Source organism: Methylomonas albis (assembly GCF_014850955.1).
Taxonomy (GTDB): Bacteria; Pseudomonadota; Gammaproteobacteria; order Methylococcales; family Methylomonadaceae; genus Methylomonas; species Methylomonas albis.
On the sequence record NZ_JACXSS010000001.1, the window covers coordinates 3,909,145 to 3,924,905 of the forward strand.

The following is a 15,761-nucleotide window of genomic DNA, read 5'->3' on the forward strand; positions in this document are numbered from 1 at the left end:
TGCTCCGCCGCCTAAGTCAGATTAAGTCGGTTAAGTTTACGATACAGCGTGCGTTCGCTGATATTCATTTCCGCCGCAATCAATTTGCGATTCCCCTGGTACTTGCTAATCAAGCTATTGATGAACTCCGCCTCGAACTGCGCCATACTGTTAACCGGCAAGGGATGTGCGTCACCAGTAGGTCTACTGTCATCGGCAGGCTCAACATTACCCTGGCGCTGCATGAAATAAATGTCGGCTTCTTGAATGCTCTTATCCTGGCACAATCCGGCCGCCAGTTGCAGACAGTTTCTCAGCTCGCGAATATTGCCCGGCCAACCATACTGGATAAGCTTAATCAAGGCCGATTGCGTGATCGTATAGCCGCTATCAGCGTTAATGCTCAACTGCTCTAAAAAATGATCTATCAACAATGGCAGATCCTGTCTACGCTGCCGCAATGGCGGCACTTCGACCGGAAACACCGACAGCCGGTAAAACAAATCTTCGCGAAACCGACCGGTTTTGACCATATCGGCCAAATTTCTATGTGTGGCGCAAACCACCCTGACATTGGCTTTGTGCATCGACGTGCCGCCTACTCGTCGAAATTGACCGCTTTCCAAAGCTCGCAATAGTTTGGGCTGTTGCGATAGCGGTAGATCGCCTATCTCATCGAAGAACAAAGTGCCATTATTGGCTAATTCGAACAAGCCTTTTTTTGCGGTTATAGCGCCAGTGAAAGCCCCTTTTTCATGCCCAAACAATTCGCTTTCAAATAATTCTTCGCCGAGGATCGTACAATCGACAATCACAAAATCACCTTCTGCCTGCTTGGAATGGCGATGCACAAACTCGGCAGCCAGTTCCTTGCCCGTGCCGGTTTCGCCGAGCAATAGCACTGGCGCTTGCGTGTCGGCCGCCTGTTGCAGCCGGGCTTTGTACTGAGCAAATACCGTCGACTTACCAATCATAGCCGGTTCGTCGTCGCCTCTAGCCGAAGCCTTTTTCAACACTGTTAGCGTTTCGCCCAAGTATAAGGTCGCATCAGCATCCAGCAACGGAAAACCGCGCGCACTGAATAAGCGCTGGGAACCTGAATCGATCTTGTCGGCAAAGATCCCGGCATAAGCCTCCAGGGTTTGAAACAGGCGTTGGTGGCGACAATCGCGACCGTCGACACAACAAGGTTGACCGACCATATTCTCTCGGATTACGCCAAAACTATTTTCCCAAGCACGATTCACCGCCACGATACGTAAGTCGGCGCCTATTATAATCAGCGGTAGATCATGGGTTTCCAGCAATGATTCCAGCGTAAAAGCACTTTGCGGCATAAATTCCTATCAATGTTTTCTGAGTTGGAAACGTCTACTGACAGCCCTTGTAAGTCACTATGCCAAAGTCGTCATGACTATTGCCAGTGTTGTCAGCATCTTAAAGGCCATTTTAACTAGAAACGGCGCAAACCAAGGCCTATAGCGCTTGGCATCAATCTTGTTATACCGGTAAGGATAACCTATTCATCATCAAGGGACATCCATGAAAGTTCGCCACCTACCGATACTAATGAGCATTTGTTTTAGCTTTAATGCAAACGCAGCCAGCATAACCATAGACGGCGATCTCGCCGACTGGGGGTTACATAAAAATGGCAATAAGGCCGATTGGCTTCCCAATCCCTCGCTAGTACCCGCCTCACAATACACCGTGGAAGATCAAACCGGCCATTCCGGCGCGCGTTTATTTCCCGGCTACGGCGGTCAAGCTTACGATGCGGAAGCATTTTACATCGCAATGGACTCGACTAATTTGTATCTAGCGCTGGTTACCGGCCTATCTCCCAATACCGTAAACGACCCGGCCCATAATAGCTATGGTGCAGGCGATTTTGCGTTCGATTTCGGTGGCGACGGAACATTTGAATTTGGCGTGGAAACAACAGGTAGCCAAGCCGGCAGTATCTACAGAGTCAGTGCCTGGGACTATGGACTTTGGGATACTAGTGGCAACTACAATCCCGGCAACCCCGACCCCAGCCATCCAACATCAATCAAGACCGGCACCCTGGTCAGTAACCTTGGACAGCTGATATACACCAGCAACCCATTTAAGAACATGGGAATTTTTAACGATGACAAACACTATGTGATCGAAGCGTCGATACCACTAATTGCATTTAGCGGATTTTCGGGAAAGTTTGACGTGCAGTGGACGATGAATTGCGCCAACGACGCGATAGCCGTTGACCCTATACTAAGTACCGTTCCTGAACCCAACTCTGTCCTACTGTTGTCGGCCGGCTTGCTGGGCTTTCTCTCTATGCGCAGGAACAACTACCTGCTCGCCAGGGCTTAACTGATCTCTATTGTCTGATTGGATCTAAACGGGGCTGGCAATCGGCCCCGCTCAGTTTTTTGACTGAGGTGTAATTACATCTGCGATTGCAGATAGTTTTGAATACCGACTTTTTCGATCAGGTCCATCTGGGTTTCCAACCAATCGACATGCTCTTCTTCGTTTTCCAAAATGTGCTCGAACAATTCCCTGGTGACGTAGTCGTTAATGCTTTCACAATAAGCGATCGCCTCTCTCAATAAAGGCAAAGCCAGATGTTCCAATTTAAGATCGCATTCCAGCATTTCTTTGGGATTTTCGCCTATCATCAATCTGCCCAGGCTTTGCAGATTGGGCAAACCTTCCAGAAATAAAATCCTTTCGATCAATTGATCCGCGTGTTTCATCTCGTCAATCGATTCGTGATATTCCTTTTCATTTAGCTTTTGAAAGCCCCAGTTTTTGAACATACGGGCGTGCAAAAAATATTGATTGATGGCCGTTAATTCATTTTCTAGTGCTTTATTTAAAAATTCGATAACTTTTTTATCGCCTTGCATGTCAAATCTCCCGGGTTTTAGTGATTAGTTGTGCGTCATTGGCAGCCTGCAATAGCCGACATGCATTTTTTCTATCCAAAATTTGCGCAATATCCTTGTTGCATTTACCGCAATCGCCACCGACGCCGAAACATTGAAGCAACTGTTTTCGCGAGCATAACCCGCTATCTATAGCTGCATCAAGCTGACTGTCGGTTACGGCTTTGCAGACACAAACGTACATAGGCTAGGCCGCCCGCCTCCGCTGGACTTGCGCGGGATCGGCGGTGATTTTACGATAAATCTCCACTCGGTCGCCTTCCTTGACCGGCGCATCCAACTTAGCCAGTTTACCGAAAATCCCAACTTTTTGGCTTTCCAGATCGATCTCCGGATACTGTGTCAATACGCCGGACAATTCAATAGCTTCGGCGATGGTACTACCTTCCGGCACCTCTAATCTCAACCAGATTTGCCTATCTGCCTGCGCATAACATACACCCACATTCATGGTTTACGCTCCTTCTTCCAAGACAATCACATCAATCATGCTAGGTTCGGTACTCTTGGCGACGGCTTTCCGGTCAAACAACCGTTTCAGCGCCACCATGAAACCCAACATGATGAAACCGCCCGGCGGCAAAGCCATTAACAAAAAGCCTTTGTATTCCGGGATCAAGGTTGTTTCCAAAAACCGGAAACTTTCACCCAGCAGCACCGACGCGTTTGCAAACAAAGTGCCGGCCGAGCTAATCTCCCGCATTGCCCCCAGCACCACCATCGCTGCAGTAAAACCCACGCCCATCATCAAACCGTCCCACATCGACGGCATCACCGGTTGCTTGGAGGCAAATGCTTCAGCACGGCCGAGAATAACGCAATTGGTGACGATTAGCGGAATAAACAAGCCCAACACCTTATGCAGTTCGTGCATCCAGGCGTTCAGAAAAATATCCACTAAGGTGACCAATGCGGCAATCAACAACACAAAAATGGGGATACGAATTTCCGAAGGTATCAGATGCCGGCTCACCGACACTGCGGCATTGGAGGCCACCATCACCACCATGGTTGCCAAGCCCATACCCAAGCCGTTGGTAGCTGTACCAGTCACCGCCAGCAAAGGACACAACGCCAGGTTCTGAGTCAGCACCACGTTGTTATCCCACAGGCCGTCGCGGGCGATTTTTCTATATTGCTCTGAAAACAGAATCGAAAGATTCATGATGGTTTCTCCAAAAACTCAGCAAACTTGGCATCGAGCGAGGTTGTGCTCGGAGTGCAGCACCGAGCACCGACTTCTAAATTTCCGTCGCCACGGCGACATATATCAAAACTATGGACTGGAATTTCCAGCAGCCCCCAGCAACTCCGCCTGATGCACTTTATAAAAATCCAATCCCCGTTTGATGGCCTGCACGACCTTGCGCGGCGTAATCGTCGCCCCGCTAAACTGATCGAACACCCCGCCATCTTTTTTTACCGCCCATTGTTCGACGGCCAGGTTATTCAAAGATTTGCCGTTGAAGGACAGAACCCATTTGGATTTGGTCACCTCTATCTTATCGCCTAAGCCCGGCGTCTCGACATGAGCGATAACCCGCACGCCCAGGATTTCGCCTTTACTATCAACACCCATCACTAAGCTGATCGGCCCGGCGTAACCATCAGGTGCGACGAATTTAAAACAAACGGCATTAACCGCACCTTGCTTTTTAGCCAGATAGACTTCGGTTTGTTCCGCGCCCAGATTGGCGTCGGCAGAAGGCAGCTGCACGCTGTCTTTCAGTAAATCGTTATCGTAAAGCTCTGCTGGAACGACTTGCTCCAGATTAGCCTTTAGATCTTCCTGCAAACGCTGCTCAATCACACCACGCGTCGCTAGATCCGCAACACCCAATAAAATCGCAGCCAACAGTGCGAAGCCACCCAACACTCCGGCCTGATACTGTAATAGCGGTCGCAATTGTTCCAAATGCGCCGGCTCCAGCCACACAGCTAAATTTTGCTTAAAGCGTTTCAAGGTACGCACTGCGTACCCGACATATTGGTTCGCTTTTGGAGGAGTTTTAGCGGGTTCGGAATTCATGGCCGATCTCAGGAATTGGAAATATCGAGCGGCTTGCCATTACGGTAGCGGCCATAAATTCTCGGACGAATATAATGATCGATCAATGGCGTGACTGCGTTCATCAATAAAATCGCAAAACCGGTGCCTTCCGGATAACCGCCCCAGGACCGAATCACAAAAATCAACAAGCCACAGCCGGCACCAAAAATCACCTGGCCTAAAGGCGTATTCGGCGAAGTGACATAATCGGTGGCGATGAAAAACGCCACCAGCATCACTGCACCGGAATTCAAATGCACCCAGGGCCCCATATAGTGTTGACTATCCCAGGCCCGAAAAACCGTCGACAGCAATAAAATACTCAGTAACAAAGAGACTGGAATATGCCATTTGATGACGCCTTGCCGCATCAACCAGATACCGCCGCCCAACAACAATAATGAGGACGTTTCGCCCAGACTGCCGCGCTCCCAACCAAGAAACGCCAAAAACCCGGAATACTCGATCAAACTGCCAGGCAACAAGCGGTTTTGCGAAAACTCGGTTTTAACCCAACCCAGCGTTGTCGCTCCGGTCACCGCATCGGGATTTTCCAAGCCACCAAAGGTTATCGCCAAGCTATCGATCACACCTGGCCCGGTGAACAACGGCGATACGTTGGCCCACGTAGTCATTTCGATTGGAAAGGAAATCAACAAAGCCACCCTGGCCAGCATGGCCGGATTGAACAGGTTTTGCCCCAAGCCGCCGTATACATGCTTGCCCAGTACAATCGCCAGCGCCGAGCCAACCACGCCTATCCACCAAGGCGCCCAAGGCGGCAAGGTCATCGCCACCAATAATCCGGTAACTATCGCCGAGCCGTCACGTAAATAAGGTCCCGCCGCCACACCTTTCATCTTCAGGCACAAGCCTTCGAAAGCCATGGCCGATAACACAGTCACCGCCAACAAATACAACGCCGGCCAGCCGAACAATAACACGCCGCAGGCCGTCGCCGGCGCCAGGGCGATAATGACCAAGCGCATGATTTGGTCGACGCGACGGGTAGCCGCAACGTGCGGCCCGCTAATCGGTTTATTGCTCATACTGTTTCCTCTGCTTTTGCTTGCTGCGCCTGTTGTGCGGCAGCCAGACGAGCCGCTCTGGCTTCCTGGGCGCGCAAAGCTTCGGCTTCGGCTTCCCGTTGCGCGCGTTCCATACGCTCATTACGATCTTCGATTAAACGCTTGGTTTGTTCGGACTTGTGTTCGGCCTGCTGACGCTTGACCAGCTCGCCGGAGGCGAATTTGAAGTAGTGCACCAGAGGAATATTCGAGGGACAGACATAAGAACAACTACCGCAGCTGATACAGTCTTTCAGGCCTAAGTCTACCGCAGAGTCCAATTGGTTGGCTTTGATGCGACTAGCCATTTCCAGCGGTAACAAACCCACCGGGCAAGCTGTCACGCAACTGGAGCAACGGATACAGGGCTGTACCGGCGGTTCGTCAATATCCGCAGCGGACAAGGCTAAAATTCCGTTGCAGGCTTTGACGACCGGAACCTCGGCAATGGGTAATGCGTCGCCCATCATTGGTCCGCCCATCACCAAGCGGGCCATTTTCGACTTTTCCAAACCGCAAAACGCCAGTACTTCCGACATTAAGGTACCGATAGGCACTTCCACGTTTCTAGGTTTGGCCACTGCTGCGCCGGAGACAGTGACCACCCGACTAATTAAGGGCTGTCCTAGGCAAATTGCTTGATAGACTGCATAGGCTGTGGCGACGTTATGCACTACCACGCCAATATCCGTCGCGCGGCCATCGGCTGGAATCTCCTGGCCCGTCAGATAACGTAGCATTTGCCTGTCCCACCCCATCGGGTAGCGGGTCGGCACTTGAGCCACGACGATATTCGAAAAACCCTCACTGGCCGCCTGCATGGCCGCAAAAGCCTCGGGCTTATTATCTTCGATACCCACCAAGGCCTTGGGAGCATCCATACCGCGCAACATTAGCCGGATACCTGCAACGATTTGCGCGGCACGTTCCTGCATCAAGCGGTCATCGCAAGTCAGATAGGGCTCGCATTCGCCGGCGTTGATCAGCAAGGTATGAATCTTGTTTTTACGGCCAAGACTAAGCTTGACCGCCGACGGAAATACCGCCCCCCCAAGACCCACCACGCCAGCGGCGCCGACGCGTTGGCAAATATCTTCCGCTTCCAGCTGAAAAGGGTCTTCCGGAACGATCAGCTCAGCCCATTGCTCTTTGCCATCGCTTTCAATCACCACCGTACGAATCGGCAAGGCTGACGGATGCGGCGCTGGAAAATCCTTCACATCGGCAATAACGCCCGATGTTGGTGCATGCACAGGCGCCGAAATGGTGCCTTGACTATAAGCCAGCAATTGTCCTTTCAAAACTTTCTCGCCGACCTTCACCACCGGCTCGGCAGGCTTGCCAACATGTTGCTGCACCGGAATGTACAACTTCTTGGGCAAGGGAAAATCTGTGACAATGCTGAGCGGAGAGGTTTCGGATTTATGCTCTTCGGCATGGATACCGCCGCGCAAACGGGGGTTCTCGAACAAGGCAAACATAGGTGTCTCCGTCTCAGGCGGCCAGCGGTTTGGGCCAGCGCCAGTTGCGCAAGGTCACTTCAACAGGGTGCATTTGTAGACATTCGGTGGGACATACTTCCACACATTTTTTGCAACCGATGCAAGCATCCGCCACTACCGCGTGGATCTGTTTGGGTGCGCCGACGATAGCGTCGGTAGGACATACTTTGAAGCAACGGGTGCAGCCGGTACAAGTTTCTTCGCTAACTCGGGCGACTAGCGCTTCTTGATCCTGAGTTTGGCTTAAATCGACATCAACGCCCAATAATTTGGCAAGCTGTTCCACCAGAGACGTGCCGCCTGGCGGACATAATGTCACCGGGGCAGCACCGGATACCACCGCTTCGGCAGCCGGACGGCAACCGGGAAAACCGCATTGCCCGCATTGCGAACCGGGCATCAAGGCCTCGACCGTTTCTATCAACGGATCGGACTCCACCTTGAGATACTTGGCAGCAATCCCTAACGCCACGCCAAGCAATAATCCTAGCGATGTCAAAATAACGATGGCAGATAAAACGTACATGATGTGCCTCTTATTTGCTGTAAAGCCCCGCGAATCCCATAAACGCCAGCGACAGAATGCCAGCAGTAATAAAAGCGATGGGGGTGCCGGAAAAAAGCGCCGGCACTGCCATGAGCGCTAAGCGTTCACGTAGACCGGCGAAGAGCACCATCACCAGGGTAAAACCCATTGCCGAACCAAAGCCAAACAGCAGGCTTTGCACGAAATTGTATTTCTCTTGGATGTTTAGCAGCGCCACACCCAAAACCGCGCAATTAGTCGTAATCAGCGGTAAAAAAATCCCCAAAACTTGGTACATGACCGGACTGGTTTTGTGTATCACCATCTCGGTAAACTGCACTACTGCGGCGATCACAAGAATGAATCCCAGCACTCGCAAAAACCCTATATCAAACGGTATCAATAAGCGATGCTCCAGCACCCAGCTGGCCGCAGAAGCCAGGGTTAATACGAACGTTGTCGCCAGCCCCATCCCCAGTGCAGTATCCAGCTTGTTGGAGACCCCCATGAACGGGCATAAGCCTAAGAACTTGACCAACACGACATTGTTGACCAAGGCCGTACCCAATATCAGAAGTAAGTATTCGCTCATCGTTTTAGACCCGGTGTTTTGTAACAAGTCAGCATCATTTATGCCAATGTTGTAAAAACCCTGCAACTCCCCATTTCAGTGCAAATCCAAATGATTCACCCCCCACATCTCTGTCCTAAAAAACACAGAGCCGGAACAAGTCCGCTAAAATTTGTCGTAAACCATACAAATTACCTGGATTTACCGACAGCAGCTTGGCCGAAACGCATTTGGCTCTTTAATTGCATGTATTTTTTCCAACTTAAGCCCAGAAAAACACGCGAGAACCATTTGCCATGACCAAATCCACCCCTGACTACCTGCAAGGCCAGATTGAGATTGAAACGGCCGATATACTATCGCCAGCCCTCAACGTTAACGGGCAATTGCCAAAAAGCGGCAAAACCTCTAAAACGCTATCATTCTCTTTGTTTGTTAAGGCCGTGGAACAGGCGCCGGTGGCCATTTCTATTACTGATAAAAAAGCCAATATCCTCTATATCAACCAAGCCTTCACTGATGTGACCGGCTACACTGCCGCTGAAATTCTAGGTCAGAACGAATCTGCACTATCCGATAAGTCCACGCCTAGACAAATCTATTACGATTTGTGGCACACCATTTCCCGCAAACAGGTTTGGCACGGCCAACTGGTCAATCGACAAAAAATGGGCCAACGTTACTTAGCCGATCTAACCATCGCGCCAATGTTCGACGACCGCGGCGCCATCAGTCATTACATAGGTATGCACCGCGATGTCACCCAGGCGCATTACGCGGAACAACAGGTTAACAACCAAAAACAATTGATTGAATCAGTACTAAACGCTTCACCGGTGGCTATGGTCGTCCTGGACTCCGACAAACGAGTCGTGCTCGACAATCAGATGTACAAGATGCTGATCAGCGAGTTGGACAAAAAGGAACCCGCCATATTCTTCCTTGAGGCTCTGGAACAAGACATGGGCGACTTGTGGGGTGAAAACATTGACCGGCAACGAGGTTTTACCAATCGCGAGGTACGGATTGAAAGCGCGGGGCTTAAAGGCACACGCTGGTTTTCCTGCTCCGGCAACTGGTTCATCGAAAACGACGTCTGCGCCGACAGCTTCTTCGCCAGACAAACCAAGGATTATTTGTTGTTGACCATTAACGACATTAGCCCACTGCGCCGGCAACAGGAAAAACTGCAGACTCAGACCTTGCGGACGATGCTGGCCGAAGAAGAACATATCCGCAGTATCCGCGAAACATTGCTGGGCGCGATGCATCAGATTCGCCAGCCCTTAAACCAAATCCACGCGGCGATCCAGATCATGACTCAACGCAACGATGCCAGCAATAGTCCGATACGCGACTTATTGGGCCAAGTGCAAAAAATGGGTGAAGAAACACTTGCGACTTTGCAACGCTGCGTGCCGGAAATCCCGGAGTCGGCGGTGGTGCCAGTGAATTTGAATCAGCTGCTGCACGAAGTCATGCTGCTCTATAGCACCAAATTTCTGGCCAACGGCATCGTGGTGGATTGGCTGCCAAACCCGGTGCTGCCGAATATTCTGGGCTCCGAGAACAAGCTACGCATGTTGTTCAAGCAATTGATCGACAATGCCGTGAATGCGATGAACAGAGCCAGCAGCCAGGAACGCGTCATCAAAATCAGCACGACTATCGAGCATGACTGGGTTTGCGTGTCCGTAGCGGATTCCGGCCCAGGAATTGCCGCCAATCAACGGAGTAAGGTGTTCGAACCGTTTTTTACCACTAATCAAAGCACGGCTGGTGTTCAGGCCGGCATGGGACTGGTCATGAGTAAGGAAATCGTCAATCAGCATAACGGCATGATAGAAATCGACCCGCAATATAAAAACGGCTGCAGCTTTAAAATCCGCTTTCCCTGCCAAAAAAACCTAGCCATGGTGAACATCCATGAGTGATCGTTTATTACTGGTTGAATCCGAGCTGGATACCCTGTTTCTGGTCAGTCAATTACTGAATAGCACACATGACTTACGTACCAAACTCAAGGGCATCCTGGAGATTTTGCACAAGCGTAACGGCCTGCATTTCGGCATGATCACTCTCCGCGACGTCGATGACGACAGTATGAGCATTTGCGAGATCTACGGTGACGGTATAGACCGCTCGGTGCGCTACCAACCGGGCGAAGGCCTGGTTGGCGCCATCCTTGACGAAGGTAGCACCATCGTCGTGGAGCGCATCGCCGATGAACCGCGCTTCCTCAGCCGTTTAGGGGTATATAACCCGGATTTGCCGTTTATCGGCTCCCCGCTAGCCATCGAGCAAGGTGAAGTAGTCGGCATTTTGGCCGCGCAACCCTCTACTTCGACATTTTTGGGCGAACGCGCCCGTTTCATGGAAATGGTCGCCAACCTGATTGCCCAAAGCGTGAACATGCTGCGGGTGATGGAACGCAAACAAAACGAGTTGGTCAGCGAACGTGACTATTTAAAACAAACACTGGTCAAAAACTACCGCTTCGAAAATATCATCGGTCATTCCGAGCCGATGCTAAAAGTATTCGACATCATCCGCCAGGTAGCCAAATGGCATACTACGGTGTTGATTCGCGGCGAATCCGGCACCGGTAAGGAAGTGGTCGCCAGCTCGATACACTTTAATTCGGCTTGCGCCAACGGCCCGTTTCTTAAACTAAACTGCGCCGCATTGCCCGACACCTTATTGGAATCGGAATTGTTCGGCCATGAGAAGGGCGCATTCAGCGGCGCGATCGGTCAGCGCAAGGGCCGTTTCGAACTGGCGGACAACGGCACGCTGTTTCTCGACGAAATCGGCGAGATTTCCGCGTCTTTTCAGGCCAAATTGTTGCGCGTGCTGCAAGAAGGCGAATTCGAGCGCGTCGGCGGTGTCCGCACCTTAAAAGTGAACGTCCGCATCATCGCCGCCACCAACCGCAATCTGGAACAGGAAGTAGCCGAAGGCAATTTTCGCGAGGATTTGTATTACCGCTTGAATGTGATGCCCATCAATATGCCGCCACTACGGGAACGTATCGAAGACATTCCGGAACTGGCCAGCTTTCTACTTAACCGAATTTCCCGCCAACAGGGTGGCCGGCCTTTGGAACTCAAGGAAAGCGCGATTCGGATTTTGATGAAACACGACTGGCCAGGCAACGTCCGCGAACTGGAAAACCGCCTGGAACGCGCCGCAATTATGAGCCAGGAAGGCATTATCGACCGCGACGTGATTGCCAGTACCGGTCTGGAAAACGAAATAGGCATCAGCCGAACCCCGCAATCGATCAAACACATCGATCTGCACGACGAGAACATGGACGAACGGGAGCGTGTGATCGCCGCTTTGGAGCAAAGCGGTTGGGTGCAAGCCAAAGCCGCCCGTTTGCTGGACATGACGCCTAGGCAGATTGCTTATCGGATTCAGACGCTTAATATCAACGTTAAGCAGATATAGAAAAGCGCCGTTCAGGTTAATTGCAGAGGGTTTAGTGTGGGCGACTTAACGTGCCCACTCACAATGCGGCCTTAGTTTTACCAAGGACGCTTTACAGCTTATCCCTGACTATCCGGTAAATCTGCTCAGCAACCTGTTCGCCAGCTTGCAATAAAGCATCCAACTCGCCGAGCTGGGCTTCGGCAAACGGCCGGTCCTTCAAACTCGCGGCGTTGATTTGCACATTTAGGGCCGCGCTTTTTAAGCCGGCATAGCCCGCCATCACCGCTACGCCGGCATCGCTGATCACACCTAGATTGCCGTGTTCGGCAGCCACCCGACTCAATTCGATAGCCTTGACGCAGGCTTTCGCGCATTCCAGTGGTACTAAGGTAGCCTCTCTCAGTACGGTTTGGATTTGCTCGGCACGCAAGGTTTTCTCTACGTCACTGCTTTTAGGTAGGCCATAACAAGCCATCAATTTGTCAAACACATCGACATCGGCTTTGATCATACCGATCAAGGCGTGGCGCAAGGCTTCGGATTCGGTTAGCAACGCATGCATTTTCGCTTCCACAGCCGCGTATTTGGGTTTGCCTATGGTCAGATTACAGACCATGCTGATCAGGGCTGCCGCTTGCGCGCCCATCACCGCCGCCGCACTGCCGCCGCCTGGGGTGGCTTGCTTGCTTGCCAATTCGTCCAGAAATGTCTCTACCGATTTATCTTTGATTTCGCTCATTGTCAGCCCCTTAATTTTCGCGACGCCAAATAGTGTTACCGCCAGCAACATCTTCCAGCACGACACCTTGCGCTTTTAATTGATCGCGAATAGTATCGGCTTGCGCCCAGTCTTTGTTCGCTTTCGCGGCTTTTCGGTCGTAAATCAATTGCTCTATTTGCGTTTCGTTAAGACCGTCAGCCCCCACTCTGCCCTGCAGAAAACTATCGGGAGACTCTTGCAACAGACCCAAAATCGCTGCCAACTGCTTCAATGTCGCGGCAAGCAGGGTTTTATCATCGGCCTTGTTTAACTCACGCGCCAGATCGAACAACACTGCCAATGCCACCGGCGTATTGAAATCATCGTCCATCGCCTGTTCAAATCGCTGCCGATATTCGGCGTCAATCATAGAATCGACAATCTCGACACATCGCAGAGCGGTGTATAGACGAGTCAGCGCCGCGCCGGCATCGTCGAGTTGCTCGTCAGAATAATTGAGCGGACTGCGATAGTGGCTGGACAAAATAAAGAATCGAATCACTTCCGGCCGGTATTGCTTTAACACCTCTCGGACCGTGAAGAAATTGCCCAAGGATTTGGACATTTTTTCTTCGTTGACGCGCACGAAGCCGTTATGCATCCAGTAATTGACGAAGGGCTCACCGGTTGCGCCTTCCGATTGGGCAATTTCGTTTTCGTGATGCGGAAACTGTAAATCCATGCCGCCGCCGTGAATGTCAAAATGAGTACCCAGGCAGCAAGTGGACATCGCCGAACATTCGATATGCCAACCCGGCCTACCCTGCCCCCACGGTGAATCCCAATAAGGCTCGCCGGGCTTGGCCATTTTCCACAGCACAAAATCCAGCGGATCGCGTTTGGCGGTATCGACATCGACCCGCTCACCCGCCTGCAAGTCTTCAATATTTTTACCGGACAGTTTGCCGTAGCCGGCAAACCGGCTCACCGCATAAAACACGTCACCATTACCGCCGACATAGGCAAAATCTCGCGCGATTAGGGTCGAAATCATAGTGATGATGTCGGCGATGGATTGAGTGGCCTTTGGCTCCACATCCGGCGGCAACACCGCCAAAGCGCGCTCGTCTTCGTGCATGGCATCGATAAAACGCTCGGTCAACGCGGCAAATGCCTCGCCGTTCTCATTGGCACGCTGGATGATTTTATCGTCGATGTCGGTAATATTTCTGACGTAGGTCAGCTGGTAACCGGCATACCGCAAATAACGGGCGACCGTATCGAAGACCACCATTACCCGCGCATGGCCGATATGACAGTAGTCGTAAACCGTCATGCCACAGACATACATACCCACTTTACCGGGCTGTTTAGGAATGAACTCTTGCTTGCTTCGAGTTAGCGTGTTGTAGATTTTCAGCATGACGATGATAGATGGATGCAGCGAAACAGCTGGCAATCTATCAAGATTCCAGCTTCTCTTTCAAGATAAAAACACATAGAATTCGCCACTTGCAGCGAGATTATGGAGCTTTTAATGCGCACCACACTGGTTTACCTGATGCTGTTTTTATTCTCAACCCTTTCATTTGCAACAGAAAATAAAATGTCCAACACACATAGCAAAGTCAAATTAACCACTTCACTGGGCGACGTCGTCATTCAACTGGAAGACGAAAAATCGCCGGTTTCCGCTGCCAACTTTCTGGCTTATGTGAAACAGGGGTTTTATTCCGGCACCATTTTTCATCGGGTAATCCCAGGCTTTATGGCCCAAGGCGGCGGTTTCGATGGCTCTTTTAATCAGAAAGAAACTAATGCACCCATCAAGAACGAAGCTGACAATGGCCTAAAAAACAAACGCGGCACTTTGGCCATGGCTCGCACCAACGATCCGAATTCGGCTACCGCTCAATTTTTTATCAATTACAAAGATAACTCGTTTCTGGACCACACCAGCCCAAGCCCCAGCGGCTGGGGTTACGCGGTATTCGGTGAAGTTGTCGAAGGCATGGACGTAGTAGATGCAATGGCCAAACAGGCCACCGCCAACCGCGGTCCGCATCAGGATGTACCTAAAACCGACATCGTGATCGAGAAAGCCGAAGTTATCGAATAAGGATTAGCGGTTTCCGCCGCATGCCGGCGGAAACCGCTGCTGCTAATCGTGAAACAAGACGTACTCTTCATATCCGACCTGCATCTGGCGCTGGAAAAACCGGAGATCACCCGGCGTTTCTTAAGCTTTTTGCAGCACCGCGCCATCAAAGCAAAATCGCTCTACATCCTTGGCGATTTGTTCGATGCCTGGATTGGCGACGACGACAATACTCGGCCTATTCCGGCCATCAAAAAAGCGCTCAAACAACTTGCCGACTCCGGTACTGATATTTTTCTGCTGCAGGGCAACCGCGATTTTCTGCTCGGCCAAGATTTCTGTAAGGAAACCGGTATCCGCTTGCTGGACGAATATGCGCCGATTGAATTGGACGGACAGCGGATCTTGCTGACCCACGGCGATTTGTTGTGTAGCGACGACTTAGCCTATCAAGCATTCCGGATCAAATCGCACAGTACGGCATGGCAACGAAATGTGCTGTCAAAACCCTTGTGGTTGCGGCTAATAGCGGCACGTTGGTACCGATTCCGCAGTTATTATCACAAACGCGGCAAAACCCTGGACATTATGGATGTCAATCAAGATACGGTGTTCGAATCCCTACGAAAATATACCTGCCATACATTGATTCATGGACACACACATCGGCCAAATCTACACGAGTTCACGCTAGACGGCATGCCGGCAAAACGTTACGTACTGGCGGATTGGAAACAAGATGGGGCGGAAATTTTATGCTGGAAAAACAACAACTTTAAAACAGAAACGGTTTAGTCTTACAGCCCTAAAAAAACCGGTAGCATTTTAACCGAGCCCGGTAATCAGCGATTTTTGATTGCAAACCACGCCACGCATCGCTATCAGACACTACCGGAA

17 protein-coding genes are annotated in these 15,761 nt (G+C 51.1%); 5 read left to right on the forward strand and 12 right to left on the reverse strand.

Annotated features, from left to right (window positions below; translation table 11 throughout):
• Positions 1-11: 11 nt before the first annotated feature.
• Positions 12-1,316, reverse strand: coding sequence for a sigma-54 interaction domain-containing protein (locus tag EBA_RS17970; protein WP_192375976.1), 1,305 nt, complete (start codon positions 1,314-1,316; stop codon positions 12-14).
• 205 nt (positions 1,317-1,521) lie between these two features.
• Between EBA_RS17970 and EBA_RS17975 the strand changes: the two genes are divergently transcribed.
• Positions 1,522-2,337 carry a PEP-CTERM sorting domain-containing protein gene (locus EBA_RS17975; RefSeq protein ID WP_192375977.1) on the forward strand — a complete coding sequence of 272 codons (816 nt, stop codon included), beginning with the start codon at positions 1,522-1,524 and terminating at the stop codon, positions 2,335-2,337.
• Between the two features lie 74 nt (positions 2,338-2,411).
• Here EBA_RS17975 and bfr read toward each other — a convergent pair whose 3' ends face one another.
• The 9 genes from bfr to rsxA form a co-directional block, all read right to left on the reverse strand.
• A complete protein-coding gene (bfr, locus tag EBA_RS17980) occupies positions 2,412-2,876 on the reverse strand; it encodes a bacterioferritin (RefSeq protein WP_192375978.1) in 465 nt (154 codons plus the stop codon).
• A 1-nt stretch (position 2,877) separates the two neighbouring features.
• Positions 2,878-3,099: a (2Fe-2S)-binding protein gene (locus EBA_RS17985; protein WP_192375979.1), complete on the reverse strand. Its 222-nt coding sequence runs from the start codon at positions 3,097-3,099 to the stop codon at positions 2,878-2,880.
• Positions 3,100-3,102: 3 nt separating this feature from the next.
• Positions 3,103-3,366, reverse strand: a complete 264-nt coding sequence (locus EBA_RS17990; RefSeq protein ID WP_192375980.1) for an RnfH family protein — start codon at positions 3,364-3,366, stop codon at positions 3,103-3,105.
• Between the two features lie 3 nt (positions 3,367-3,369).
• A complete protein-coding gene (locus tag EBA_RS17995; RefSeq protein WP_192375981.1) occupies positions 3,370-4,080 on the reverse strand; it encodes an electron transport complex subunit E in 711 nt (236 codons plus the stop codon).
• Between the two features lie 111 nt (positions 4,081-4,191).
• On the reverse strand, positions 4,192-4,944 hold the full coding sequence (gene rsxG, locus EBA_RS18000) for an electron transport complex subunit RsxG (RefSeq protein WP_192375982.1): 753 nt from the start codon (positions 4,942-4,944) through the stop codon (positions 4,192-4,194).
• An 8-nt stretch (positions 4,945-4,952) separates the two neighbouring features.
• A complete protein-coding gene (locus EBA_RS18005) occupies positions 4,953-6,014 on the reverse strand; it encodes an RnfABCDGE type electron transport complex subunit D (RefSeq protein WP_192375983.1) in 1,062 nt (353 codons plus the stop codon).
• Complete coding sequence (rsxC, locus tag EBA_RS18010; protein WP_192375984.1) at positions 6,011-7,513, reverse strand: electron transport complex subunit RsxC; 1,503 nt, start codon at positions 7,511-7,513, stop codon at positions 6,011-6,013. The genes EBA_RS18005 and rsxC overlap by 4 nt, the downstream gene beginning before the upstream one ends.
• A gap of 13 nt (positions 7,514-7,526) precedes the next feature.
• Positions 7,527-8,060 carry an electron transport complex subunit RsxB gene (rsxB, locus tag EBA_RS18015; RefSeq protein WP_192375985.1) on the reverse strand — a complete coding sequence of 178 codons (534 nt, stop codon included), beginning with the start codon at positions 8,058-8,060 and terminating at the stop codon, positions 7,527-7,529.
• 10 nt (positions 8,061-8,070) lie between these two features.
• A complete protein-coding gene (gene rsxA, locus EBA_RS18020) occupies positions 8,071-8,652 on the reverse strand; it encodes an electron transport complex subunit RsxA (protein ID WP_026147191.1) in 582 nt (193 codons plus the stop codon).
• A gap of 275 nt (positions 8,653-8,927) precedes the next feature.
• Here rsxA and nifL point away from each other — a divergent pair, with 275 nt between their 5' ends.
• The gene (gene nifL / locus EBA_RS18025; protein ID WP_192375986.1) at positions 8,928-10,565 is read left to right on the forward strand and encodes a nitrogen fixation negative regulator NifL; all 1,638 of its coding nucleotides are present in this window, start codon (positions 8,928-8,930) and stop codon (positions 10,563-10,565) included.
• A complete protein-coding gene (gene nifA, locus EBA_RS18030) occupies positions 10,558-12,084 on the forward strand; it encodes a nif-specific transcriptional activator NifA (protein WP_192375987.1) in 1,527 nt (508 codons plus the stop codon). The genes nifL and nifA overlap by 8 nt, the downstream gene beginning before the upstream one ends.
• Positions 12,085-12,175: 91 nt before the next feature.
• On the opposite strand, the gene fchA is transcribed toward nifA, so the two are convergent.
• Both fchA and cysS read right to left on the reverse strand, forming a co-directional pair.
• Positions 12,176-12,805 (reverse strand): methenyltetrahydrofolate cyclohydrolase, encoded by a 630-nt coding sequence (gene fchA / locus EBA_RS18035; RefSeq protein ID WP_192375988.1) that lies wholly within the window; start codon positions 12,803-12,805, stop codon positions 12,176-12,178.
• A gap of 10 nt (positions 12,806-12,815) precedes the next feature.
• Positions 12,816-14,189, reverse strand: a complete 1,374-nt coding sequence (gene cysS / locus EBA_RS18040) for a cysteine--tRNA ligase (RefSeq protein ID WP_192375989.1) — start codon at positions 14,187-14,189, stop codon at positions 12,816-12,818.
• Between the two features lie 114 nt (positions 14,190-14,303).
• Here cysS and EBA_RS18045 point away from each other — a divergent pair, with 114 nt between their 5' ends.
• On the forward strand, positions 14,304-14,885 hold the full coding sequence (locus EBA_RS18045) for a peptidylprolyl isomerase (RefSeq protein ID WP_192375990.1): 582 nt from the start codon (positions 14,304-14,306) through the stop codon (positions 14,883-14,885).
• Between the two features lie 48 nt (positions 14,886-14,933).
• Positions 14,934-15,659, forward strand: a complete 726-nt coding sequence (locus tag EBA_RS18050; RefSeq protein WP_192375991.1) for a UDP-2,3-diacylglucosamine diphosphatase — start codon at positions 14,934-14,936, stop codon at positions 15,657-15,659.
• The last annotated feature ends 102 nt before the right edge of the window (positions 15,660-15,761 follow it).

Excerpts from the sequence above, each read along its gene's own strand:
- EBA_RS17970 (WP_192375976.1), bottom strand. The coding sequence starts at position 1,316 with ATGCCGCAAAGTGCTTTTACGCTGGAATCATTGCTGGAAACCCATGAT.
- EBA_RS17975 (WP_192375977.1), top strand. The coding sequence starts at position 1,522 with ATGAAAGTTCGCCACCTACCGATACTAATGAGCATTTGTTTTAGCTTT.
- bfr (WP_192375978.1), bottom strand. The coding sequence starts at position 2,876 with ATGCAAGGCGATAAAAAAGTTATCGAATTTTTAAATAAAGCACTAGAA.
- EBA_RS17985 (WP_192375979.1), bottom strand. The coding sequence starts at position 3,099 with ATGTACGTTTGTGTCTGCAAAGCCGTAACCGACAGTCAGCTTGATGCA.
- EBA_RS17990 (WP_192375980.1), bottom strand. The coding sequence starts at position 3,366 with ATGAATGTGGGTGTATGTTATGCGCAGGCAGATAGGCAAATCTGGTTG.
- EBA_RS17995 (WP_192375981.1), bottom strand. The coding sequence starts at position 4,080 with ATGAATCTTTCGATTCTGTTTTCAGAGCAATATAGAAAAATCGCCCGC.
- rsxG (WP_192375982.1), bottom strand. The coding sequence starts at position 4,944 with ATGAATTCCGAACCCGCTAAAACTCCTCCAAAAGCGAACCAATATGTC.
- EBA_RS18005 (WP_192375983.1), bottom strand. The coding sequence starts at position 6,014 with ATGAGCAATAAACCGATTAGCGGGCCGCACGTTGCGGCTACCCGTCGC.
- rsxC (WP_192375984.1), bottom strand. The coding sequence starts at position 7,513 with ATGTTTGCCTTGTTCGAGAACCCCCGTTTGCGCGGCGGTATCCATGCC.
- rsxB (WP_192375985.1), bottom strand. The coding sequence starts at position 8,060 with ATGTACGTTTTATCTGCCATCGTTATTTTGACATCGCTAGGATTATTG.
- rsxA (WP_026147191.1), bottom strand. The coding sequence starts at position 8,652 with ATGAGCGAATACTTACTTCTGATATTGGGTACGGCCTTGGTCAACAAT.
- nifL (WP_192375986.1), top strand. The coding sequence starts at position 8,928 with ATGACCAAATCCACCCCTGACTACCTGCAAGGCCAGATTGAGATTGAA.
- nifA (WP_192375987.1), top strand. The coding sequence starts at position 10,558 with ATGAGTGATCGTTTATTACTGGTTGAATCCGAGCTGGATACCCTGTTT.
- fchA (WP_192375988.1), bottom strand. The coding sequence starts at position 12,805 with ATGAGCGAAATCAAAGATAAATCGGTAGAGACATTTCTGGACGAATTG.
- cysS (WP_192375989.1), bottom strand. The coding sequence starts at position 14,189 with ATGCTGAAAATCTACAACACGCTAACTCGAAGCAAGCAAGAGTTCATT.
- EBA_RS18045 (WP_192375990.1), top strand. The coding sequence starts at position 14,304 with ATGCGCACCACACTGGTTTACCTGATGCTGTTTTTATTCTCAACCCTT.